At 65.2% G+C, this 20,213-nt stretch carries 23 protein-coding genes; 9 read left to right on the top strand and 14 right to left on the bottom strand.

Annotation, left to right across the window (positions count from 1 at the left end; all coding sequences use genetic code 11):
- Positions 1-531 precede the first annotated feature (531 nt).
- On the bottom strand, positions 532-825 hold the full coding sequence (locus tag HYH08_RS35775; protein WP_220014517.1) for a hypothetical protein: 294 nt from the start codon (positions 823-825) through the stop codon (positions 532-534).
- 283 nt (positions 826-1,108) lie between these two features.
- On the opposite strand from HYH08_RS35775, the gene HYH08_RS35770 reads away from it, so the two are divergent.
- Entirely contained in the window at positions 1,109-1,582 is a 474-nt protein-coding gene (locus HYH08_RS35770; RefSeq protein WP_220014516.1) for a hypothetical protein, read from the top strand.
- Positions 1,583-1,588: 6 nt separating this feature from the next.
- Here HYH08_RS35770 and HYH08_RS35765 read toward each other — a convergent pair whose 3' ends face one another.
- Positions 1,589-2,428: a GNAT family N-acetyltransferase gene (locus tag HYH08_RS35765; RefSeq protein WP_220014515.1), complete on the bottom strand. Its 840-nt coding sequence runs from the start codon at positions 2,426-2,428 to the stop codon at positions 1,589-1,591.
- Between the two features lie 121 nt (positions 2,429-2,549).
- Between HYH08_RS35765 and HYH08_RS35760 the strand changes: the two genes are divergently transcribed.
- Complete coding sequence (locus HYH08_RS35760) at positions 2,550-3,254, top strand: SDR family oxidoreductase (RefSeq protein ID WP_220014514.1); 705 nt, start codon at positions 2,550-2,552, stop codon at positions 3,252-3,254.
- A gap of 13 nt (positions 3,255-3,267) precedes the next feature.
- Here the strand turns inward: HYH08_RS35760 and HYH08_RS35755 are convergent, their stop codons facing one another.
- Positions 3,268-4,329: a serine hydrolase gene (locus tag HYH08_RS35755; RefSeq protein ID WP_220014513.1), complete on the bottom strand. Its 1,062-nt coding sequence runs from the start codon at positions 4,327-4,329 to the stop codon at positions 3,268-3,270.
- Positions 4,330-4,618: 289 nt separating this feature from the next.
- Between HYH08_RS35755 and HYH08_RS35750 the strand changes: the two genes are divergently transcribed.
- Entirely contained in the window at positions 4,619-5,011 is a 393-nt protein-coding gene (locus HYH08_RS35750; protein WP_220014512.1) for an ArsR/SmtB family transcription factor, read from the top strand.
- Positions 5,012-5,013: 2 nt separating this feature from the next.
- The gene (locus HYH08_RS35745) at positions 5,014-5,505 is read left to right on the top strand and encodes an SRPBCC family protein (protein ID WP_220014511.1); all 492 of its coding nucleotides are present in this window, start codon (positions 5,014-5,016) and stop codon (positions 5,503-5,505) included.
- A 127-nt stretch (positions 5,506-5,632) separates the two neighbouring features.
- Here HYH08_RS35745 and HYH08_RS35740 read toward each other — a convergent pair whose 3' ends face one another.
- Genes HYH08_RS35740 through HYH08_RS35730 form a run of 3 tightly spaced genes read right to left on the bottom strand, consistent with a single transcriptional unit; the run spans position 5,633 to position 8,767 of the window.
- Positions 5,633-6,859: an ABC transporter substrate-binding protein gene (locus HYH08_RS35740; RefSeq protein ID WP_502789364.1), complete on the bottom strand. Its 1,227-nt coding sequence runs from the start codon at positions 6,857-6,859 to the stop codon at positions 5,633-5,635.
- A gap of 15 nt (positions 6,860-6,874) precedes the next feature.
- On the bottom strand, positions 6,875-7,849 hold the full coding sequence (locus tag HYH08_RS35735) for a Bug family tripartite tricarboxylate transporter substrate binding protein (protein WP_220014509.1): 975 nt from the start codon (positions 7,847-7,849) through the stop codon (positions 6,875-6,877).
- A gap of 36 nt (positions 7,850-7,885) precedes the next feature.
- Positions 7,886-8,767, bottom strand: coding sequence for an IclR family transcriptional regulator (locus HYH08_RS35730; RefSeq protein WP_220014508.1), 882 nt, complete (start codon positions 8,765-8,767; stop codon positions 7,886-7,888).
- Positions 8,768-8,967: 200 nt separating this feature from the next.
- Here HYH08_RS35730 and HYH08_RS35725 point away from each other — a divergent pair, with 200 nt between their 5' ends.
- A complete protein-coding gene (locus HYH08_RS35725) occupies positions 8,968-9,810 on the top strand; it encodes a hypothetical protein (RefSeq protein WP_220014507.1) in 843 nt (280 codons plus the stop codon).
- A gap of 3 nt (positions 9,811-9,813) precedes the next feature.
- On the opposite strand, the gene HYH08_RS35720 is transcribed toward HYH08_RS35725, so the two are convergent.
- The 5 genes from HYH08_RS35720 to HYH08_RS35700 all read right to left on the bottom strand — a co-directional run bounded on the left by HYH08_RS35720 (position 9,814) and on the right by HYH08_RS35700 (position 14,723).
- The gene (locus HYH08_RS35720) at positions 9,814-11,016 is read right to left on the bottom strand and encodes an ABC transporter substrate-binding protein (RefSeq protein ID WP_220014506.1); all 1,203 of its coding nucleotides are present in this window, start codon (positions 11,014-11,016) and stop codon (positions 9,814-9,816) included.
- A 41-nt stretch (positions 11,017-11,057) separates the two neighbouring features.
- The gene (locus HYH08_RS35715) at positions 11,058-11,909 is read right to left on the bottom strand and encodes a fumarylacetoacetate hydrolase family protein (protein ID WP_220014505.1); all 852 of its coding nucleotides are present in this window, start codon (positions 11,907-11,909) and stop codon (positions 11,058-11,060) included.
- A gap of 22 nt (positions 11,910-11,931) precedes the next feature.
- A complete protein-coding gene (gene mhpA, locus HYH08_RS35710; RefSeq protein WP_220014504.1) occupies positions 11,932-13,440 on the bottom strand; it encodes a bifunctional 3-(3-hydroxy-phenyl)propionate/3-hydroxycinnamic acid hydroxylase MhpA in 1,509 nt (502 codons plus the stop codon).
- 83 nt (positions 13,441-13,523) lie between these two features.
- Positions 13,524-13,943: a nuclear transport factor 2 family protein gene (locus HYH08_RS35705; RefSeq protein ID WP_220014503.1), complete on the bottom strand. Its 420-nt coding sequence runs from the start codon at positions 13,941-13,943 to the stop codon at positions 13,524-13,526.
- An 87-nt stretch (positions 13,944-14,030) separates the two neighbouring features.
- A complete protein-coding gene (locus HYH08_RS35700) occupies positions 14,031-14,723 on the bottom strand; it encodes a helix-turn-helix transcriptional regulator (RefSeq protein ID WP_220014502.1) in 693 nt (230 codons plus the stop codon).
- A gap of 100 nt (positions 14,724-14,823) precedes the next feature.
- Here HYH08_RS35700 and HYH08_RS35695 point away from each other — a divergent pair, with 100 nt between their 5' ends.
- The 3 genes from HYH08_RS35695 to HYH08_RS35685 all read left to right on the top strand — a co-directional run bounded on the left by HYH08_RS35695 (position 14,824) and on the right by HYH08_RS35685 (position 16,035).
- Positions 14,824-14,976 carry a hypothetical protein gene (locus HYH08_RS35695; protein WP_220014501.1) on the top strand — a complete coding sequence of 51 codons (153 nt, stop codon included), beginning with the start codon at positions 14,824-14,826 and terminating at the stop codon, positions 14,974-14,976.
- Between the two features lie 140 nt (positions 14,977-15,116).
- The gene (locus tag HYH08_RS35690) at positions 15,117-15,716 is read left to right on the top strand and encodes a TetR/AcrR family transcriptional regulator (protein WP_220014500.1); all 600 of its coding nucleotides are present in this window, start codon (positions 15,117-15,119) and stop codon (positions 15,714-15,716) included.
- Between the two features lie 55 nt (positions 15,717-15,771).
- Positions 15,772-16,035, top strand: a complete 264-nt coding sequence (locus HYH08_RS35685; protein ID WP_220014499.1) for a hypothetical protein — start codon at positions 15,772-15,774, stop codon at positions 16,033-16,035.
- 94 nt (positions 16,036-16,129) lie between these two features.
- Here HYH08_RS35685 and HYH08_RS35680 read toward each other — a convergent pair whose 3' ends face one another.
- The gene (locus tag HYH08_RS35680) at positions 16,130-16,921 is read right to left on the bottom strand and encodes a DNA-binding transcriptional regulator (RefSeq protein WP_220014498.1); all 792 of its coding nucleotides are present in this window, start codon (positions 16,919-16,921) and stop codon (positions 16,130-16,132) included.
- A 147-nt stretch (positions 16,922-17,068) separates the two neighbouring features.
- Between HYH08_RS35680 and HYH08_RS35675 the strand changes: the two genes are divergently transcribed.
- Positions 17,069-18,052 carry a VOC family protein gene (locus HYH08_RS35675; protein ID WP_220014497.1) on the top strand — a complete coding sequence of 328 codons (984 nt, stop codon included), beginning with the start codon at positions 17,069-17,071 and terminating at the stop codon, positions 18,050-18,052.
- A 6-nt stretch (positions 18,053-18,058) separates the two neighbouring features.
- On the opposite strand, the gene HYH08_RS35670 is transcribed toward HYH08_RS35675, so the two are convergent.
- Both HYH08_RS35670 and HYH08_RS35665 read right to left on the bottom strand, forming a co-directional pair.
- The gene (locus tag HYH08_RS35670; RefSeq protein WP_220014496.1) at positions 18,059-18,712 is read right to left on the bottom strand and encodes a response regulator; all 654 of its coding nucleotides are present in this window, start codon (positions 18,710-18,712) and stop codon (positions 18,059-18,061) included.
- A complete protein-coding gene (locus tag HYH08_RS35665) occupies positions 18,709-20,094 on the bottom strand; it encodes a sensor histidine kinase (RefSeq protein ID WP_220014495.1) in 1,386 nt (461 codons plus the stop codon). Before HYH08_RS35665 ends, HYH08_RS35670 begins: the two co-directional genes overlap by 4 nt.
- Positions 20,095-20,213 lie beyond the last annotated feature (119 nt).

Below are 20,213 nucleotides of genomic sequence, written 5' to 3'. Positions count from 1 at the left end.
CCCCCCAGCCCGCGTTCGTGACGATCGCGATACGCCCTCTTCCTTGGGCCGGGTTAACGTGATGTGTACGTCATTTCCGAATTTCGGTAAAGTAGAATATTTTTGGCGATGGGTATTGCCCCATCGCTGGGGTGTTTTGCCCGTCGGGCAACGCAAGGGGTTGTAGCCCGGACGTCTCTACGTCGTCATTGCGAGCGTAGCGACTTGTCCGCCGAAGCCTTGGCGAAGGCGGAAGCAATCCAGCATCCCTCCGCAGAGGAAATATCCGTTCCGTCATCCTGAGGTGCGCGCCATGCGTCGCGAAGCGGCGCATGGGAAGCCTCGAAGGATGAGCGGCCCCGCTGATGTAGCCGGGGCGTCGCCCTTCGAGGGCCGCTGAAGAAGCGGCCACCTCAGGGTGACGGTCATGGAGTGGGGCTTTGTCATGACGAAGAAAGGGCGGAGGCGTCGCCTCTTCACAGCAAGAACACGCCGCAAGCAAAAGGCCCGCCGCTCCGGTGGAGCGGCGGGCCCTTCAACGACACTCACGCGCTACCAGCGATAGACGCCGGTGAGCGTGCCGTTGTTGTTGCCTTCGGGGCCGACGTCACCCTGCGTCGAGCTCGGTGCCGGATGGTTGGAGCCGTTGAGTGCGCCATACGGTCCCGCGGTGTCCGGATAGTAGGCGCGGGGCTGAACCGGCTCATAGGCGGGGGCGGTGCGATCCCAGCCGACGCGCCGTCCGCTCCAGCCGTAACCTTGGGCGTACTCCTGCGCCGACGCCGCCGAAGCGCCCGCGACGAGTGATGCGGTGATCACGCAGAGGAGTTTTGACTTGTTCTGCATTCGAGATGCTCCTTGCTTCTTGCCGGGGCCCAACGAATGCGATGGGGGAGCGTTCCGGACCGATCGGGGGGCAAGGCGATCAACTCCGATCAACTGGTTATGAAGTGCCGTAACCGGAACGAAGTGCTTGGAATCAAGCCGGAATTCCGGGCGTTCTGCCGCACCCTGTTCCCTGCTTATCCAGTGCCTTAACCAATAATTAATTATACGTTTGCGGGTGGGTGAGGGCCCGGCCTAGCGTGCGGTGGGGAGCCGCGGAAACCCAAACGAGTTGGTGCGTATCATGATGTCCAGATCACATGGCCGATCATTCGGGGCGCTGTTCGCCTCGCTCAGCGCAGCCGCGCTGCTCCTCAGCCCCAGTGACAGCTTTGCCAGGCCCGGCGGCGCCGCGCCGCATGGTGTCGTGGGCGCTGCTCCGCCTTCCGGCCCGGTGGCGCGTCCGCCGATCGCTTCCGGTGCCCGGTTCCGCGGCCGCAACGCGCCCTGGGTCTATTGGCCGGGCGGCGGCGGGTTCTATTATGGCGGATACAGCGCCGGAAACGACAACCAGCCCTTTGTCGATATGGGACAACGCGTCTCCGAGGACGTGCGCTACACCTACACCTATGACGTTCCCTGGGACTGGACGCATCGCTACCCGCCGAACGTCGTGCCGTCCGACCGGCCCTATGTGTCGAGCTGCCCGACTGAGCAGGTGACGGTGCCCGGCCGCGGTGGCGGCGAGCACACCGTCAACATCATGCGCTGCTATTGAGCGGCGCTAGCCGAGCTCGAAACTCGTCACGCCGAAGACGCGGTCGACCCGCAGCGGCGGGATTGCGCCTGTGTACATCCGCGCCGTCTCGAAGACGGGCTTGAGGCCGAATGATTCCGCGAGCGCGATGGCTTCGCGGTTGACGGCGGGGACATCGAGAAAGACTTGCCCGCCCCCCGCGCTTGCCAGCAGGGCAAGCACCACCTTTTCCGCCGCAGCGCGATCGTCGGCGACGAGCGGTCCGATCTTGTGGCCCGTCCGGCACGGCCGGATCACGCCCCATGCGGCGAGCTTGCCGTCGCGCATGAGCGCGCGGCCGACATGGCCCGATGTGTTGATCCAGGCGCGCAGGAAGGTGCTACGTCGCGCGGGGAAGACCGTGGCGTCATCGGCTTCCACCAGCGCGAACGGAATCGTGTCGAGCGGGACGATGTCTCCAGGCGCAGGCGGCGCGGCAACGCTGCCGCCGTAGCGGATATTGGCGTAGGCCAGCTGGAAACCGGATTTGTTGTAATTGTCCTGCTGCGCGACGACGCCGTCGAGGCCGATGATGCGCGGGCGCGCATGGGCGATCGCTGCGTTCCAGATTCGCAGGCCGTGGCCTCTGCCGCGAAAACCTTCGCGCACGATGTAGAAGCCGAGGAAGGCGAAGCGATCATCGTAATTGACGCAGGAGATTGTCGCGACCGGTTCGCCGTCGATCTCGCCGACGAAGAAGCCTTGCGCGTCGGGGACAGCGAAGCAGGCGGCGTCCGAGAGGCCAGGATTCCAGCCCTCGGCGGCAGCCCAGTCGGCGGCGAGGGCGATCTCCTCGGGGCGCAAATTGCGGATTTGCAGATCACTCATGACGGATGCTTTCGGCGATGGACCTGCCGGCAGGCCCGGCGGTAGAAGGCTCCACGCGAGGCTGGGCCATGGCAGACTGAACTTGGGCTCGCCTCAACGATAGCACAGAGGATGATCGGTCATGGCAGCAGAGAAGGTCGCACTCGTCACCGCAGGCGGCAGCGGCATGGGGGCGGGGGCCGCACGGCGCCTTGCCGCGGACGGATTTCGCGTCGGGATCCTGTCGTCCTCCGGCAAGGGCGAGGCGCTGGCGGCCGAGCTCGGCGGCTTTGGCGTCACCGGCTCCAACAAGTCGAACGACGATCTGAAGCGCCTGGTCGATGGCGCGCTTGCAAAATGGGGGCGCATCGACGTGCTCGTCAACAGCGCCGGCCACGGCCCGCGCGCGCCGATCACCGAGATTACCGACGAGCAGTGGCACGCCGGCCTCGACACTTATCTGCTCAACGTAATCCGTCCTGTCAGGCTGGTGACGCCGGTGATGCAGGCGCAGAAGGGTGGCGCCATCATCAACATCTCGACCGCCTGGGCGTTCGAGCCGAGCGCAATGTTTCCGACCTCCGCGGTGTTCCGCGCCGGCCTTGCCGCCTTCACGAAGATCTTCACCGACACCCATGCCGCCGACAATATCCGCATGAACAACGTGCTGCCGGGCTGGATCGACAGCCTGCCGCAGACCGACGCGCGCCGCGACAGCGTGCCGATGAAGCGCTACGGCAAGGTCGAGGAGATCGCGGCGACGGTCTCGTTCCTGGCGTCCGACGGTGCGGCCTACATCACCGGCCAGAACATCCGCGTCGACGGCGGATTGACGCGCTCGGTCTGAGGCACGTTGAAGGTCAGCCTGCGTGTGTCGCCAGGAGGCGCGCCAGCGCGGGCAGGATCTTATAGCGGGCGATCTCGTGCGGGTATTCGCCGCGATTGGCCAGCAGCACGATGCCGATCCGCCGCGCCGGCATGAGGCCGAGATAGCCGGAGGCATTGTTGAGGCCGCCCGGCTTGTCGACGATCGTGACGTCGGGCAGGTGCACGGTCTCCCAGGCCATGCCTTGCCCGAACTTGTCGTCGACGCGGAAGACCTCGTGCTGCGTCATCCGCAACGCCTCGCGCAACTGCGGATCGACCGACCGGCCGCTGACGCAGGCCGCGATGAAGGTCGAGAGATCCCGCGCCGAGGAGAACATCTGGCCGGTGCCGGGGAAGTCGAAATAGCTCTGCTGGTTGCCGGGTGGCCCGATCGCCATGCCCTGGTCGGAATAGCCCTGCACCACGCGCTGCATCCAGGCCGCGTCCATGACGGCGCGGTTGTCCTCGCCGCGATCCGGCACCGAGGTCGCCAGCATGCCGAGCGGCTTGAAGATGCGCTGCTCGAACAGTGTTGCGATCGGCATGCCATAGCAGCGCTCGAGCACGAGCTGGAGCAGCACGTAGCCGGCATGGCTGTAGATGCGCTGCTTGCCGGGCGCTTCGCCGGCCTCGGGCTTCCAGGCGTTGAGCATGTCGACGAACTGCGCGCGCGAATATTGCTCGTTCGGCCAGGGCGGGTGGTCGGTCGGCAGCAATAGTCCGGACGTGTGCGTGGCGAGTTCGCCGACGGTGACGCGGCGGACATAGTCGCCGGTGAGCTCGGGCAGATATTTCGGCAAGGCATCGTCGAGCCGCAGCTCGCCGCGGAGCGTGCCGAGCGCGACCAGCGTCGCCTCGAACGGCTTGCGCAGCGAGCCGACGTTGAACAGCGTGTCCGGCGTGACCGGCCGCCGCGTGGCATCGTCGGCAAAACCGTAAGTGAAGAACTCGACGTGGTGGCCGGCATAGAGCGCGGCGGCGAGGCCGCCCGGCTGGTCCGGCGTCGCGGTCGGCGCGAGTTCCGCGCCGACGATGTCGCGCATCTGCGCGATCATGTCGGAATCCGCCGATGCCCGCCGCGGCGCAAGCGCGAGGGCCAGGGGAACGAGCGCAGCCTGGCCGAAGCTTCGCCGGGTGATCGGAGATGAGGTGACAATCGGCGGCACGTGCTCTGATGAATCATGCTTGTGCGCCCCCGATCCATCTTTAGCGGGGCGGGCGCGATGGCCCAATTCACGATTGCGCGTTGTGGGTTCCGTGGGAGGGCCGCGGCATTCCAATTTAACTTAGCCATTTGGCTAACAATCATTGACACCGGCGAGGCGCAGCTTTATAGTTAGCTCCATGGCTAACCAATTATCCCGTCTCGACCAGGTCTTCGCGGCGCTTGCCGATCCCACGCGGCGCGCCATCGTGATGCGGCTGTGCGCCGGCGAGGCCTCCGTCGGCGAGCTCGCCGATCCCTTCGACATGGCGCTGCCGAGCTTCATGAAACACATCCATGTGCTGGAGACGAGCGGGCTGGTTCAGTCCGAGAAATCCGGCCGCGTGCGCACCTGCCGTCTCAGCCCGGATGCGCTGCTCGGCGCGGAGGACTGGTTCCAGCAGCAACGCGCGATCTGGGAGGCGCGGCTCGACCGGTTCGAGGCTTACGTGATGAAGCTCAAGAAGGAGAGGGAGGCTGCGAGGCGGCCGTCCAAGACGACAAGCAAGACAACCAAAAGGAAAGGTTCCTGACGATGACGAGTTCTGCCAATCCCGCTTTGTCGCAATGGTCGCTCGACCGCGAGATCGTGATGTCGCGCGTCATCGACGCGCCGCGCGATCTGGTGTTCGAGGCCTGGTCCGATCCGAAGCATCTGCCGCAATGGTTCGGGCCGAAGGGTTTCAAGCTCGAGACCTTCGAGATCGACGTGCGCGTCGGCGGGGTCTGGCGCTTCAACATGATCGGGCCGGACGGCACCGTCTATCCGAATCGGATGCGCTTCCGCCGCATCGAGCGTCCCTCGCTGATGGAGATGGATCACGGCGCCGACCAGGACGAGGATCCCGGCATGTTCCGCTTCACCGTCACCTTTGCCGAGCAGGCCAACGGCAAGACCGTGCTGATGATGCGGCAGCTCGCCTCCAGCACCGAACAGCGCGACGGCATGATCGGTTTCGGTGCCGTCGAATACGGCTACCAGACGCTGGACAAGCTCGCGGCGTATGTGGGTGGGATGAAGCGGTAAGTCACGCTCTCCGTCGTCGTGCCCGGGCTCAGCCCGGGCATCCGCGTCTCCTCACTGCGATGTCTGGTGGATGGCCGGATCATAGGCGAGCGGAAGCGGGGAGATCGGACCGCCTCACCGGACAGCCTCACTCCTTCGCGTCGTCCGTGATGATGTCGCCGAGCTTCTGCCACCGTTGGCCGTCGAATTGCACCATCTGGAACTGCTTGTTGACGCGGTAGTCGGTTGGCGTCGTCGTGACAGAAATACCCGGCAGCGTCAGATCGAGCTCGATGTTCTTGAGGTTGGCGGCCTGACGCATCACGTTCTCGCGGGTCAGATCATCGCCGCATTGCTTCAGGACCTGCACCAGAAGCTGGGCGGTGATGTAGCCGTAGACGTTCAGATTCGAATCCTTATCGCCATCCGGGTAATATTTCGCCATGAAGGCAAGATAGCGTTTCATGCCGGGATCGTCCTTCCATTCGGCATCGGCGGAATCCTTGACGTAGCCGACGCTGACGACGCCCTTGGCGTTGTCGAGCCCGGCCGGCTTGAGTACGGCGCTCACCGAGGAGGCGTTGATGTCGATGATGTGCAGCGGCTTCCAGCCGATCTCGGCGACCTTCTTGATCGCTTGCGCCGCCTGCTTCGGTGTCGTGGCGCTGAACAGGACGTCGGCCCCTGCGTCTTTCAACCGCAGGATCTGGGAGTCGATCGTCGGCTCGGTGATTTCGTACGAGGTCTCGGCCACGACCATCTTCGCCTTGTCGCCGAGACCGGCCTTGAGGCCGGCGAGATAGTCCTTGCCGAGATCGTCGTTCTGATAGAGCACGCCGATCCTGGCGTTCGGATGGTTCTTCAGGAGATACTGCGCATAAATCCGGCCCTCGACGAGATAGGATGGGTTGAAGCCCATCGTCCAGGGAAAGTTCTTCGGATCGGTGAAGCGCGCGGCGCCCGTCGCCGCGAAGAGTTGCGGGACCTTCTTGGCGTTGAGATATTTCTGTACGGCGACGTTTGGCGCTGTGCCGATGATCTGGAACGTCAGCAGCACCTCGTCGCTCTCGACCAGCCTGCGGGTCTGCTCCACGGTCTTGGGTGGCGAATAGGCATCGTCATACTGGATCAGCTCGACTTTGCGGCCGTTCACGCCGCCCTCATCGTTGATCATCTTCATATAGGCGGCCTGGGTCTTGCCGATCACGGCATAGGCCGAGGCCGGACCGCTGAGCGGCACCGTCTGGCCGACCTTGATCTGGGTGTCGGAGGCGCCCGGATCGTATTTCTTCTGGGCTTGGGCGGTCGCGATCGACAGCGCGAGAACCAGCGCGGAGGCGGCGGTGCGTTTGGTGAGTGCGTTTTTCATGTCCATTCCCGTTCGTGACAATCATTCGCCCTTGAGGCCGGCCTCGCGGATCAGCCCGGTCCACTTTTGCGTCTCGCTGTCGATGAACTGGCCGAATTCGGCGGCGCTGCCGGCGCGCATCTCGAGGCCCTGGGCGGTCAGCCTGTCCTTGATCGCGGGAACGGCGAGCGCGCGCAAAACCTCGGCCTGCAGCTTGTCGACGATCGCGCGCGGCGTTGCCGACGGCGCCATGAAGCCGTACCAGCCGGCCGCGGCCACGTTTGGAAAGCCCTGCTCGCGCAGGGTCGGCGCTTGCGGGTAGAGCGCGCTGCGCTCGGGAGAGGCGACGCCGAGCACGATGAACTTGCCGCTCTGGATATAGGGCAGCGCGGTTGGCAGTGCCGTGAGCGTGGCGTCGACGCGGCCGGCAAGCAACTCGGTATATGACGCCGCATCGCCGCGGAAGGGAATGTTGAGACCCTTGACGCCGGCATCCCGGAACAGGAGTTCGCCGGCAAGATGCGGCTGCGAGCCGGCGCCGGGCGAGGCGAAGGTCAGTCCGTCCGGCTTCGATTTGCCGTACGCGATCAACTCGGGGAGCGCCTTGAACGGCGCGTCCGCGCTGATGATCAGGAACAGCGGCGCGAGCACCGCCATGGCGACCGGCTGAAGGTCTTTGCGATCGTAGGTCAGCTTGCCGAACAGGGCTTCGGCGGTGGCGTAGGGAGCCGCGACGTAGAGAAACGTGTAGCCATCACCCGGCGCATGCGCGACGAGATCGTTCGCAATGCGCGTGCCGGCGCCAGGCTTGTTCTCGACGATGAATTGCTGGTGCAGGCTGCGACTGAACTCCTCGGCCAGCAGGCGTAGCGAGATGTCGTTGGATCCGCCGGGCCCGTAGGGCGAGATCAGCCGCACCATGCGCGACGGCCAGGACTCCTCAGTGCGCGCGGAGAATGGAAAGCCGGTAAGGGAAAAGGCGAAGGTGCCCAGCAATGTTCGGCGTGTGATGGTCATGTTGGCCTCCCGGTGGTGGAGCGCCAGCGTTCTTGTTCATTTCCTGGCCCTCGTCTTGTTTTGCTTTTGTGTTTCGGTCGCCGGCCCGGCTGCGTCGACGATGGTGCGGATGCTGTCGGCGAGCGCGGCGATGCGCGGGCCGATTTCGCCCTCGAGCTGGCCCGGTTGAAGCCGGAACGCGGGGATGCCGCAATTGATGGAGAACGACTGCTTCGTCTCGCTGGCGTGAAACAGCGGTGCGGCGACGGCGTGGATCGAAGCTATGTATTCGCCCCAGCAGGTGCAGAAACCGCGGCTGGCGCATTGCACAAGGCCGGCGCGGTATCTGTCGCGGAACGCCGACCACAGCTCGGCATCCTCGTTCGCAATCCGCGCTTCGAGCAGCGCAGCTTCGGGCGGTGGCAAGGTCGCCGCCGCGGCGCGGCCCATCGCGGTCATCACGACGGGAATGGGCATGCCGACGTCGGGGACGTGCGGGCCGACATCGCCGGAGCGCGCGGTCTCGACATAGATCATCGATGTGCCGTCGAGCAGCCCGACCGAGACCGTGCCGCGCACGCTTTGCGCCAACTCCTGCATCATGGGACGCGCGACCTGACGGAACTGCATGTCTGCGAGCAGGGGATGCGCCATCCGCAAGGCGCGCGCGCCGAGGCGATATTTCGCGCGTTCGGAATCGTAGCGGAGGTAGCCGAGCTCGGCGAGCGTGTGCGTCAGCCGTGCCACCGTCGGCCGCGGAATCCCGGTCAGCCGCGACAGCTCCATGTTGCCGAGCAGTGTCGTCCCGGCCTTGAAGGTCTCGAGCACCACGAGACCTTTTGCCAGCGTCGTGGCGAACGCGGCGTCATCGGCACTTTCCGCCAGCACCGCGGCGGCGGACGAGGAAGGCGGAGGCGGTTTGGACGCGGTTCGAGCCATGCGCGTTTAATGAACCCGGCCGCCACCGTTGTCCAATAGATTCACAAAATCATCTAATATCGTCCACTATGCGGACATCGTGACGAGAGCAAAAGATGCGCGGAAAGCCCCGCAGCGCACAGATTTTTGTCGTGATTCCATGGCGTCTTGTGACAGCATTATTACGAAGACGTGTCACATCGATTACGGCGGAGCGATTCATGTTGCAGTGGCAGGCGCGGTCAAATCCCCTCGCGTGGTGGTGGGGGGCCCTGACGCTGGTGAGCGCCGCCAACATCCTCGTCTGGTTCATGCTGTACCGCGAGTTCTATCCGACCGTTGCGGGCAGCCTTGGCGGCGGCTCCGACATCGGCCTGATGTTCCTGCTGTGCGCGGCCTATGTGTTCGGCTGCGCCTTCCGCTCGGTGCTGCCGCGCGCCGACGTGCAGCGCATCTGCCTGTTCGACACCTGGCTCTCCAGCGTCTTCGTCGGCCGCACGGTTGCGACCGTGGCCGAGGTGTGCTTTGCGGCGCAATGGGCGATCATCCTGCATCAGCTCGGCAAGATGACGGGTGCCGAGACCGCGGTGAACATCGCGCTGCTGATCGTGCCCATCATCATCATCGCGGAGTGCTTCTCCTGGTACGCGGTGGTGACGACCAACTTCCTCTACAACGCGATCGAGAACTCGCTGTGGGCGGTGACGTTCTTCCTCGCCGGCATCGCGCTGTGCCGCCTGGTGCCGGAATTCCAGGGCCCGGTGCGCTGGGCGCTAATCGCGGGCATCGTCGGCATCGCCTGCTTCCTCGCCTTCCTCGTCACCGTCGACGTGCCCATGTATCTCAGCCGCTGGCGGGCGGGGCATGAAGAGGGGGGCCGGTTCTTAGGGCTGCTGGAAGGCCTGCACGACGTGTCGACGCGCTGGGTGGTGACCCACGACATCGCGCACTGGAAGGGCGAGCTCACCTGGATGTTCCTGTATTTCAGTGCCGCGGTGTGGTCGAGCCTTGCGCTCTGCGCGCTCTACGCCATGGAAGGCTATCTCACGCGCTATCTGGCCTGAGAGTTACTTGCCCACGAGCCCGCACTTGCTGCGGTCGAGCGGGCGAAAAGCCTGGTCGGGCGGGATGGTCGCGACCAGCTTGACGAAGTCCCACGGGCCCTTGGACTCTCCGGGCGTCTTGACCTGCACCAGATAGAGATCGTGCACCATGCGCTGGTCTTCGCGGATGCGGCCGTTCGGCGTGTACGCATCCGACACGGGCGTCGCCTTCATCTTCGCCATCACGGTGGCGCTGTCGTCGGAATCGGTGTCCTTCACGGCTTGCAGATAGTGGCGCACGGCGGAATAGAATCCGGCCTGGATCTGTGACGGCATCGCCTTGCGGCGGGCATAGAACGCATCGGAGAACTTTCGGGCCGCCGGCGAGACGTCCTCGAAGAACGAGGTGACGATGAGATCGCCGCGCGTCGCCTTCAGCCCGACCGCCTCGATGTCGACGTTCTGGAACGACATCGGCACGATCTTCATGCCCTGGTCGGCGAGGCCGAATTCCTCGGCCTGCTTGATCGCGGTGGCGTTGTCACCGGCGACGTTGATGGCGAGGATTTTTGCACCCGACGACTGCGCCTGGAGCAGGAACGACGAGTAGTCGGGTGTGCCGAGCTGGGCTTTCACGCTGCCGGCGACCTTGCCGCCGAGCGCTGCGATGCGGTCGCGCGCGGTGGCCTCGATCGAATGGCCGAAGGCGTAATCGCCGGTGATGAAGAACCACGGCTCCTTGCTGGTCTGCATGATGCCGGAGACGACCGCGGTCGCGGTGGAATAGGCGTCCTGGGTCCATTGCACGCTGGTCGGCGCGCAGGCCTCGTCGGTGAGCTGGTTGGCGCCGGCGCCGGAGACGAGGAAGATTTTTCCGTTGCCGCGCACCAGTTCCTGCACCGCGAGCGCTGCGCCGGAGCTGCCGCCATCCGCGATCGCCTGCACGCCGTCGCTGAACCATTTGCGGGCGAGCGAGGCCGCAAGGTCCGGCTTGTTCTGGTGATCGGCTTGCAGGATCTCGATCGGCCTGCCGTTGACCTTGCCGCCGAACTCCTCCGCCGCCATCCGCGCCGCCTCGACCGAACCCGGTCCCATCGCGGTCGCGAAGATGCCGTTCATGTCGGTGAGGACGCCGATGCGGATGGCATCGCTCTTGATCTCGGCACGCGCGGCGCCTGCGAGCGCCAGCGCGATGAGCAAAGTGGATGTCGTGCGGCTTGTCGTCATGGCGTTTCCTGATTTTATCGTTGATTGAGCGGCGTCGGCGGTCAGGTCGGCTCGGCGATGACCTCGTTGCGCAAGGTTCCGATGCCGGAAATCTCGACCTCGACGGTGTCGCCGGGGCGCATCCACAGCGGCGGCGTGCGCTTGGCGCCGACGCCGCCCGGCGTGCCCGTCACGATGACGTCGCCGGGGGCGAGCGGGCAGATCGTCGAGATGTAGGCGATCAGCTCGGGGATCGCCGTGATCAGGAGATCGGTGGTGGTGTCCTGCACCGCGGTGCCGTTCAGCCGCGTCTGCAGGGTGAGCTTGGACGGATCGGGAATTTCGTCAGTTGTGACCAGCCAGGGGCCGAAGCTGCCGCTCTCCGCAAACGTCTTGCCGGAAAGGAACTGGCTGGTGTGGCGTTGCCAGTCGCGGATGCTGCCTTCGTTGTAGCAGGAATAGCCGGCGATATGGCCGAGCGCATGGCTCGCGGGGATGTGACGGCCCTCCTTGCCGATGACGAGCGCGAGCTCGCCCTCATAGTCGAAATCGTCGCTCACCTTTGGTTTCACGATCGGCTGGAGATGGCCGACCTGGCTGCAGGGAAATCGGACGAACAGTGCCGGCTTCTCGGTGACGGTGCGGCCGGTCTCGGCGACATGGTCGCGATAGTTGAGGCCGACGCAGATGATCTTGCCGGGATCGGGGATGACAGGCGCGAAGGCGATCCCGTCCAGCGGATGATCGGGGGCGGTGGATGCGACCAGCTTTGCCGCCTCGGCAAGGCGACCGGCTTCGAGCAATTGCCGCAGCGTGGTGCAGGGCGCCATCCGCGTGCCGAGGTCGACGACGCCATTGCCCTTGACGGCCCCGAAAGAGGCGCGGCCATTGGCGATGAAAGAAAGCAGCTTCATAGGATGTCCTTGAGAGGTTCGGTCAGGCCGCGGACGGCTCGTGGGTTGGAGGCGTGATGGCGGCGATGAGCCGGTCGAGCTCGGCATCGTTGCGGGCGGCGCCGCGGATGTAGCGGTCGGGGCGAACCAGCGCGGCGATGATGCGGTGCTCGCGGAGCCAAGGACCGATGCCCTCGGCCTCGTCGCCGGTGAGGAGTTCGATTCCCGACTGTGAATGGGCCAGACGCGACGGCAGCGTGGCCGCGCTCGCGACAAGGAGGACGTGGCCGTAGCCGATCCGGTCGTCGCCGCGGCTGCCGTCGTTCAGCTTGAACTGCGGCGCGAGATGGCCGGCCAGAGGCAGGTCGCCGAGTGCAAGGCCGGGGCCGAGCAGGGGCTTCTTCACCTCCAGCTTGACCGGCGCGTTCTCGCGCGCTTCGCCGGCGGCGAGGCCGGCTTCGATCGCCTTGGTGTTGATGACGCCGCCGAGGCGAATCGCGAGCTCGATGAACTCGCGCACATGCGGCTGGCGCTCGCTCTGATAGGTGTCGAGCAGCTCGGATGCCGCGCCCTCGCGGATGACCGCGGCGAGCTTCCAGGCGAGATTGGCGGCATCGCGGATGCCGGCGCACATGCCCTGGCCGAGGAACGGCGGGGTCTGGTGCGCGGAATCGCCGGCGAGGAGCAGCCGGCCGCTGCGCCATCGCTGCGCGATCACGGAATGAAAGGTGTAGACCGCCGCGCGCTCGAGGTCGGCATCCTCGGGCGTGATCCAGCGCGACAGCAGTTCCCAGACTTTCGCCGGCTGCGCCACCTCCTGGGAGTCCTCGTCCGGAAGCACCGTGATCTCCCAGCGCCGGCGGGTGCCGGTGCCGCGGACGTAAGTCGCAGGCCGCCTGGGATCGCAATGCTGAAGGCTGTAATCGCCGAGGTCGTCGCGCTCGCGCTTGAGCAGCACGTCGATCACCAGCCAGCGTTCGTGGAAGCCGAGATCGTCCATGCCGGAGCCGATGAAGCGGCGAACGAGTGACCGCGCGCCGTCGCAGCCGATGACATAGGCGGCGCGGACCTCGGTCAGCCTGCCGTTGGACAGGTCCTCATAGCGGACGCGCACGCCGGTCTCGTCCTGATCGAGCGCGAACACGTCGCAGCGGCTGCGCAAGGTGACGTGCGGCCAGCGCGCAAGGCCCGAGATCAGGACATCCTCCAGATCGGGCTGATGGAAGCGGTAACTGAGATTCCAGCCCATAAGCGTCGGCGTCTGCGGCCGTGACCAGTCCAGCAGCATCTTGCCGTTCGCATCGAGGAAAAGCATGCCGGGGCTGAGGATGGTTTGCGGCACGATCGCGTCGGAAAGACCAATGGTCTGGAACACGCGCATGCATTCGTCGTCGAAATGCACCGCCCGCGGCAAATGATAAGTCCGCGCCTCGCGCTCCAGCACCAGCGTCCGCACGCCGCACAGGCCGAGCAGGTTGGCAAGCGTGGCGCCGACCGGGCCGCGGCCGACGATCACGACATCATAGTCTTCGGGGGCGGATTTATCTTGCATGGGGGTATCTCTTCCCCAAGCCGCGCTGCAGTATCAACGCCGCCGCGCCAAGTGTCCGCCCAGCGGACAATTGGCCGGTCGGGCTAAACGATCGGCAGTGTCGGTGCGTCACCCTTGCGCCAGACGTTGAAGGTCGCCTCCCATTTGGCGATCGCGTCATCGCGCATGGTCAGAATTTCGATCCCGCGGCCTTCCATTGGGAGCCCGTCGCATCCGTCCTCCCATTCGGCGTCCCAGTAACAAACGATGACGTTGCCTGAAACGGCGCGTAGCTGCTTCTGCAATCGGTAATTCTTCTGCCGAGCGAATCGTGCCCTCAGAAATGCCTCGAGCGGCGGCTTGCCGCGGGTTACGGGAAAGTCCGCGAAGTGGACCACGACGTCGGACGCGAAGGTTTCCATGACTAGCGTGATGTCACCGGTGTTGAGAAGCCGCTCAGCACGCTCGAGCACGGCCTTAGCGTCGTCAAACGTGAGTTCCCCATTGCATCGATTTGCCGGCATATGAATGCTCTCATTGTGCGACCGGAACGATCGCGTGAAGAGCCTGAGTCTGCGATATCGCTGCGACAGATTTCGTCAGCAGCGCTGTCAGCTCGGCTTGGGCAGACCTTCCAGTTTGCGCCATTCCTTCATCAAGGTGCGGCGTTGTCGTGGGTATCGTTCTCCGAGCACCACCAGGTCCGCGATTCGATCGGTCCGGAAATGACGATAGTCCTCGCGCAGTTCACACCATGCGGCGAGGAGACGGATCTGGGCGCAGTACGTTATGGCAATGGGCCATATCCGTCGCTCGGTCGCGACCCCGTCTCGGTCGTGGTATGCGATCCTCACCTTTTGCTCGGCGCGTATCGCGCCACGAAGGGGCGCGAGGTCGACGGGATCAATCACGGAGGGTTTGATAGGACCTGCAAATAGCCCTGATGCCTCGATCTCGCTGCTCCGGCCCTCCGGCAACACGGCCGCAATCTTTGCCAACGCGTTTTGCGCAGCCGAGGCCAGGGCGGAGTCGGCCGCTCGCGCGACCATGCAAGAACCGAGCAGCAGCGCTTCGATTTCGTCGCTGGAGAACATCAATGGTGGCAACATAAATCCGGGACGAAGCACGTAGCCGATCCCGGCTTCTCCCTCGACCGGCACGCCCTGGGCAACTAAAGTCTGGACATCGCGATAGATCGTGCGCAGCGACACGGCATGCTCTGTGGCAAGTTGGGTGCCGCGGACAGGGTGGCGATATCGCCGCAAAGTCTGAATCAGATCGAGCAGCCGTTCGGTTCGTGACATTACATCCTTCCTCGGGTCCGTCGACAGCGGATCATTTGGTCGTGCTTCCGATCCTCATCTGCTACAGATTGACCGGAATTGCCGCCGCAGTCTCCCGAAGTTGCGCCGCAAACTGCGTCTATTCGCCTTCGCCATGGATCGCGTAACCGCGCCCGGCAGTCTTTTCGATCATCCGGTCGAGGCGGCCCTGTTCGAGGAAGGGACGGTCGTCGGCCTCGTCGATCCGGCGGACGATGAGGTCACGCTCGCGTGACGGGCAGGTGCGGAATTAGCCCTTGCAACGGGCGCCCGCGAGTATATGTTCAAATGAACATATACTCGTCGGTGGTGATGCCTAAGGCCAGGAAGAAGAGTGTTGTGCCGTCCCGCCCGCGAGGGCGGCGTAGCAAGGATATGCCGGATGGCCGCCAGGCGCTGCTGGCGGCGGCCACTCACGCATTTGCCTGCCACGGTTTCGACGGCGCCGATCTGCGCAGCGTTGCTGCGGCCGCCAATGTCAGTGCCAATTTGGTTCGTGTTCACTTCGGCAGCAAGGCCGCGCTCTGGGAGGCGTGCCTCGATCGGGTCGTGGCGATCGGACTTCCCGCGATCGCCGGTGTCCATCAGATCGCCAGCGATTCCACGCGTCCCCTAGGAGATCGGCTGTGCAGCGTCATCTCGGAGATTGCCGCATTCTATGCGGCGCATCCGGAGGTCAGGGAATTCGTTCTCCGGCATGCCACCGAAGCGCCGGAGCGGGCCGTGCTGGTGTCGGATCGACTTCTGCGTCCTGCCTATGCGACGGTGCGTGAGCTTTTTGCCGCCGGCATTGAAGCCGGCATCATCCGCAGCCGTCATCCGGCGTTGTTCTTCGCTCTTCTCAACGGCGCGCTGAACCAGCCACCCGCTTTTCCGATGCTGCTCAATCGGATTGCGCCCGAGATCGACCCGGAAACCTCTCGCGATCTTTTGATCGAGACGACCATTGCGACGTTTCTGCATCTTCCCTCATGACGCTGGACGCCATCGCCAGCTTCGCCAGACATCCAACCCGAGAGTGAAAGTCCCCATGAAAATTCGTCTTGTTCTTGCTTTGCTGGCCGCAACGATCACCCCGGCCCTTGCCCAGTCCGGGCCGACCGAGGCCGACCAGCGGCAAGCCTGCATGGGAGACGCGCTTCGGCTTTGCGCCGCCTACGTTCCCGACCGCGCCCAGATCAGGAATTGCATGGCGGCTCAGCGAGATCAGCTCAGCCCGCAATGCCGCGTTGTCTTTGATGCGTCTTCCCAGGCGTCGAATCCGCAACGGCGTGCCGGATCCAGGGCGCCCTAAAGCATGATCCGGAAAAGTGCGAAGCGGTTTTCCGAAAGATCATGCGTAAACAAAGAACCTAAGCGCGATGGGTTCATCCAAATCTCATCGCGCTTTAGGGCTCGACTGGAATGGTCGCCGCCGTTTCGCGCAACGCCGTCACGAACCCGGTGACGGCTTCGTCGAGGGAAAGCGCCGACTTGATCCAGATGATGGAGATGCATCCGAACACGGCGCCGTCGCGGACGATGGGCACGGCTATCGATGCCGTCTTCGGATTGTATTCGCCCTCGCTGCGGATCGCATAGCCACGCGCCTGTGTTTCGGCAATCATCCGGTCGAGGCGGCCTTCGGCGAGGAAGGGACGATCGTCAGCCTCGTCGATGCGGCGCAGATGACTGACGATCAGGTCGCGCTCGCGCGCGGGGCAGGCGGCGAGATAGGCACGGCCCGCTGACGTCCGCAGCATCGGCAGGCGCTTGCCGATCATGCCGCGGTCGATCGAAAGCGGGCTGCGGGAATGGGTGGTCTCCTGCACCACCATGGCGGCGTTCTCATAAGTCGAGAGATCGACCGGCCAGACCAGGTTCTTGCTCAATTCGGCGAGATAGGGCGCGGCCGCCTGGCAGATCACCACGCCGGGGTCGTAACCATCGCCGAGGCTGAGGGCGAGCCGGGTCACCCGAAAACGATCATCGCTGGCGCTGCGGGCGACATAACCGAGTTCCTCCAGCGTTTCGAGCAGGCGATAGACGGTCGGGCGAGGCAGGTCGAGCGCGCGGGCGACGTCGCCGGCGCGGATGCCGCCGGAGCGGTTGACCTCCTGCAGCACGTCCAGCCCGCGCTTGAAGGCGCGGACGCCCTCAGACTGCCGCGGCTGTCCGTTCCGCGTCCGCTCCTTGGACACTTCGTATTTCCTCCCTTGTGGCGGATCGCGGCGCGATTATCGTCTTTGCGAACGCGAAGCGATTGCGGCACGCCACCGTAGGATCGCACGCGGCCGGTATCAAGTTCGCCGCATTGCAACGAACGCGATGCTTTCGGGAGGATGTCGATGGAAATCACCGCGCTCGGCTATATCGGGATCAACTCATCCCAGCTCGATCAGTGGGGCCGGATGGCGACCGGGCTGCTCGGCATGCAGCAAGTCGACCGCGGCGGCAAGATGCGCGCGTTCCGCATGGACGATCGCAAACAGCGGCTGATCGTCGACGGCAGCAGCGATGCGGGTCTGGCGGTGATGGGCTGGGAGGTTCCGTCGACCGCTGAGCTGGATCATTTGGCGGGTCGGCTGGAGGGCCATGGCGTCAAGGTGGCGCGTGGCTCGCGCGCGCTTGCCGAAGAGCGGCACGTCGCCGAGCTGATCGTGTTCTCCGATCCTGCGGGCAATCGGCTGGAGGTGTTCTGCAAGCCGGAGGTTGCGAGCGAGCCCTTCAAGCCGGGCCGGCCGATCTCGGGCTTCCGCACCGGTGCACTCGGCATGGGGCATGTCGTGCTCAATGTCGAGGATGTCGCGCCGCTGCTGCCGTTCTATCGCGACGTGCTCGGCTTTCACGTCTCGGATTTCGGGCTGAAGCCCTATGGGCTGTACTTCTTCCACGTCAACGGCCGGCACCATTCCTTTGCCATGGTTGGCTCGGGGCGCAAGGCGCTGCATCATTTTATGGTCGAGCTTGGCAGTCTCGACGATGTCGGGCAGGGCTACGATCTCGCGCAGCTCGAGGACGGCCGCGTCGTCTATACGCTGGGCCGTCACACCAACGACCATATGACCTCGTTTTATGTGAACACGCCGTCGGGCTTCTTCATCGAATATGGCTGGGGCGGACGCATCATCGATCCCGCGACATGGCAGCCGCACGAGACCTTTGACGGTCCATCGCTATGGGGGCACGAACGGCTCAACATGCCGGACGAGCAGCGCAAGCGGCTGCGCGACATGCGGCTTGATGCAGCGGCGCGCGGCGTGCGTGTCGCCGATCCCCGCGTGCCGCCGCTGAACTGCGCGTGGCTGGACCAGGTGATCGCGCAGGAATGATCGGGATCAGGCCTCGCCGAGATCGACCTCAGTGAGCAATCCCTGACGCAGCGCGAGGCGAACCAGCTCGATGTCGGAGCCGACCCCGAGCTTGTCCTTGATCAGCGAATGCAGATTCGCCACCGTCTTCGGGCTGACGTGCAGGGTCTCGGCGATCTCCTCCGTCGTGTTCTCGGCGAGCAGCAGCCGCAGCACCTCGAACTCGCGTGGCGTGAGCACGTCGGCGGCCGAGCTTTCGCCGGCGAGGCGGCTCAGCGCGAGCTCGTGGTCGATGTCGGGGCTGATGGCGATCTTGCCGGCGAGCACGTCCATCACCGCGCGGACCAGCGTCTCGGGCGGACTGGTCTTGGTGACGTAACCGCGCGCACCGGCGCGGATCGCCTGCACGGCGAAGCCGGCATTCTCGTGCATGGTGAAGACGAGGATCTTTGCGGCCTTGTCCCATTGCCTGATCCGCCTGACCGCCTCGATGCCGCCGATGCCGGGCATGCTCAGGTCCATGATGACGAGGTCGGGCGCTTCGGATTTGAACAGGCGGTAGGCTTCCGCACCGTCGCCGGCCTCGGCAATGACCCGCAGGCCCGGCTGTTTCTGGAGCACGGAGCGATAGCCTTCGCGGACGACGGAATGGTCGTCGACCAGCAGGATCGTCGCGCTCATGCGGCGCGCTCCAGCGCCGGCGGATCGGCGGCGGGGAGGGGAATCACGACGCGCAGCGCCGAGCCGCCGTTGGGGCCGGCCTCGAAGCTCAAGCGCCCGCGCAGCGCCGCGACGCGCTCGCGCATGCCGAGCAGGCCCATGCCCGATTTGGAGGCAGGATCGTGCGAGCGTCCGTCATCCTCGATCGCCAGCGCGATCTCGTCGGTGTGCATCGCCAACTCCAGGCTCACCTTGGCGGCGCCGGCATGCTTGGCGGCGTTGGTCAGCGCCTCCTGCACGATGCGGTAGAGACTGGCGCTGATCGCGGCCGGCAGGCTCTCGAATGCGCCGTCGAAGCGGATCGAAAACCGCGTCTCGCCGCGGCTGCGCCCGTTCCACCCCGCGACCAGACCTTCGAGGCTGGCGACGAGCCCGAGCTCCTCGACATCGGGCGGGCGCAGCCGGAACAGCGCGCCGCGCAGCGTCTCCATCATCCCGGTGGCGGTCCGCGCGATGCCGTCGCATTCGCCGAGCAAAGACGGGCAGTCCTGCGCCGCGGTCTGGCGGGCGGAGGCGGCGAGGGCGCGGATGGCGGCCAGCGACTGGCCGAACTCGTCGTGCAGCTCGCGGGCGAGATGGCGGCGTTCCTCGTCCTGGAGCGCGATCAGCTTTCGCGTCAGCTCGGCGCGTTCGGCGAGCGCGGTGTCGAGGCTCTCGGCGAGATGGTTGAAGACGTCGCGGATCGCGGACAGCTCGGCGAGGTCGAACGGTGGCAGCCGCGCGGTGAGGTCGCCGGCGGCGATCTGCTCGAGCCCGGTACGAATCATGCGCGTCGGGCGCAGCGCGCGGGCCAGCGCAGCATAGACCAGCACGCACAGCAGCGGCAGCGCGATTCCAAGTGCCAGCATCAACCGGCCGGCCTCGTGCCAGGCCTCCGCCGTCTGCACCGCCGGATCGACCGAGACCACGGTGTCGCCGAGTTTCACGCCACGCACGATCACGGGCCGCGCCGCCTCCCGGCCGGGGTCGAACAGGCTGTGATAGAAGGCGGTGAAGATTTGCGGCGGCGGGCTCGCCGGGATGGGCGCGCCGCTACAGAAGCGCTGAAGGATGTCGCCGCTGGCGCCGCGGAATGCCAGGCACAGGCCGGGCGTCATCACGTAAGCCGAAACCGGGTCAAGGTCGGGAAAATCCGAGCGCGGGTTGGTGCCCCACTGGATCTTGCCCTGTTGCAGCTCCAGCGTCTTCGCCACGATGGCGGCGATCCCGTCGATGCGCGCATGGGCCGCGCGGTCGGCCGTGATCAGGAAATACGCTGAGATCGCCGCGAAGCAGGCGGCCGATATCGCGGCCACGCGCAACGTCAGACGGACCTTGAGATCGAACCTCGGACGGTTCCACATCGGCGGGCACCTTGGTGCGAGCGGGTTTGTCGCTTCCGCATTAAACGGCAGAACGGAAGCTGCGGAAAGCACTGCGCATAGTGCGGTGCAACGTCGTGAAATTTTCCCGGCTCAGGGCG

This window comes from Bradyrhizobium sp. BR 10289, from assembly GCF_019455385.1.
Classification (GTDB): domain Bacteria; phylum Pseudomonadota; class Alphaproteobacteria; order Rhizobiales; family Xanthobacteraceae; genus Bradyrhizobium.
Note: the sequence above shows the minus strand (reverse complement) of the source record. Positions and strands in the feature narration are given on the sequence as shown.

What these genes read in the sequence shown, in the direction of transcription:
- HYH08_RS35690 (WP_220014500.1), top strand. Translation starts at nt 15,117, where the DNA reads ATGCCGGATGGCCGCCAGGCGCTGCTGGCGGCGGCCACTCACGCATTT.
- HYH08_RS35760 (WP_220014514.1), top strand. Translation starts at nt 2,550, where the DNA reads ATGGCAGCAGAGAAGGTCGCACTCGTCACCGCAGGCGGCAGCGGCATG.
- HYH08_RS35730 (WP_220014508.1), bottom strand. Translation starts at nt 8,767, where the DNA reads ATGGCTCGAACCGCGTCCAAACCGCCTCCGCCTTCCTCGTCCGCCGCC.
- HYH08_RS35770 (WP_220014516.1), top strand. Translation starts at nt 1,109, where the DNA reads ATGATGTCCAGATCACATGGCCGATCATTCGGGGCGCTGTTCGCCTCG.
- HYH08_RS35700 (WP_220014502.1), bottom strand. Translation starts at nt 14,723, where the DNA reads ATGTCACGAACCGAACGGCTGCTCGATCTGATTCAGACTTTGCGGCGA.
- HYH08_RS35715 (WP_220014505.1), bottom strand. Translation starts at nt 11,909, where the DNA reads ATGAAGCTGCTTTCTTTCATCGCCAATGGCCGCGCCTCTTTCGGGGCC.
- HYH08_RS35775 (WP_220014517.1), bottom strand. Translation starts at nt 825, where the DNA reads ATGCAGAACAAGTCAAAACTCCTCTGCGTGATCACCGCATCACTCGTC.
- mhpA (WP_220014504.1), bottom strand. Translation starts at nt 13,440, where the DNA reads ATGCAAGATAAATCCGCCCCCGAAGACTATGATGTCGTGATCGTCGGC.
- HYH08_RS35755 (WP_220014513.1), bottom strand. Translation starts at nt 4,329, where the DNA reads ATGATCGCGCAGATGCGCGACATCGTCGGCGCGGAACTCGCGCCGACC.
- HYH08_RS35750 (WP_220014512.1), top strand. Translation starts at nt 4,619, where the DNA reads ATGGCTAACCAATTATCCCGTCTCGACCAGGTCTTCGCGGCGCTTGCC.
- HYH08_RS35765 (WP_220014515.1), bottom strand. Translation starts at nt 2,428, where the DNA reads ATGAGTGATCTGCAAATCCGCAATTTGCGCCCCGAGGAGATCGCCCTC.
- HYH08_RS35705 (WP_220014503.1), bottom strand. Translation starts at nt 13,943, where the DNA reads ATGCCGGCAAATCGATGCAATGGGGAACTCACGTTTGACGACGCTAAG.
- HYH08_RS35685 (WP_220014499.1), top strand. Translation starts at nt 15,772, where the DNA reads ATGAAAATTCGTCTTGTTCTTGCTTTGCTGGCCGCAACGATCACCCCG.
- HYH08_RS35745 (WP_220014511.1), top strand. Translation starts at nt 5,014, where the DNA reads ATGACGAGTTCTGCCAATCCCGCTTTGTCGCAATGGTCGCTCGACCGC.
- HYH08_RS35740 (WP_502789364.1), bottom strand. Translation starts at nt 6,859, where the DNA reads ATGGACATGAAAAACGCACTCACCAAACGCACCGCCGCCTCCGCGCTG.
- HYH08_RS35675 (WP_220014497.1), top strand. Translation starts at nt 17,069, where the DNA reads ATGGAAATCACCGCGCTCGGCTATATCGGGATCAACTCATCCCAGCTC.
- HYH08_RS35670 (WP_220014496.1), bottom strand. Translation starts at nt 18,712, where the DNA reads ATGAGCGCGACGATCCTGCTGGTCGACGACCATTCCGTCGTCCGCGAA.
- HYH08_RS35735 (WP_220014509.1), bottom strand. Translation starts at nt 7,849, where the DNA reads ATGACCATCACACGCCGAACATTGCTGGGCACCTTCGCCTTTTCCCTT.
- HYH08_RS35725 (WP_220014507.1), top strand. Translation starts at nt 8,968, where the DNA reads ATGTTGCAGTGGCAGGCGCGGTCAAATCCCCTCGCGTGGTGGTGGGGG.
- HYH08_RS35665 (WP_220014495.1), bottom strand. Translation starts at nt 20,094, where the DNA reads ATGTGGAACCGTCCGAGGTTCGATCTCAAGGTCCGTCTGACGTTGCGC.
- HYH08_RS35720 (WP_220014506.1), bottom strand. Translation starts at nt 11,016, where the DNA reads ATGACGACAAGCCGCACGACATCCACTTTGCTCATCGCGCTGGCGCTC.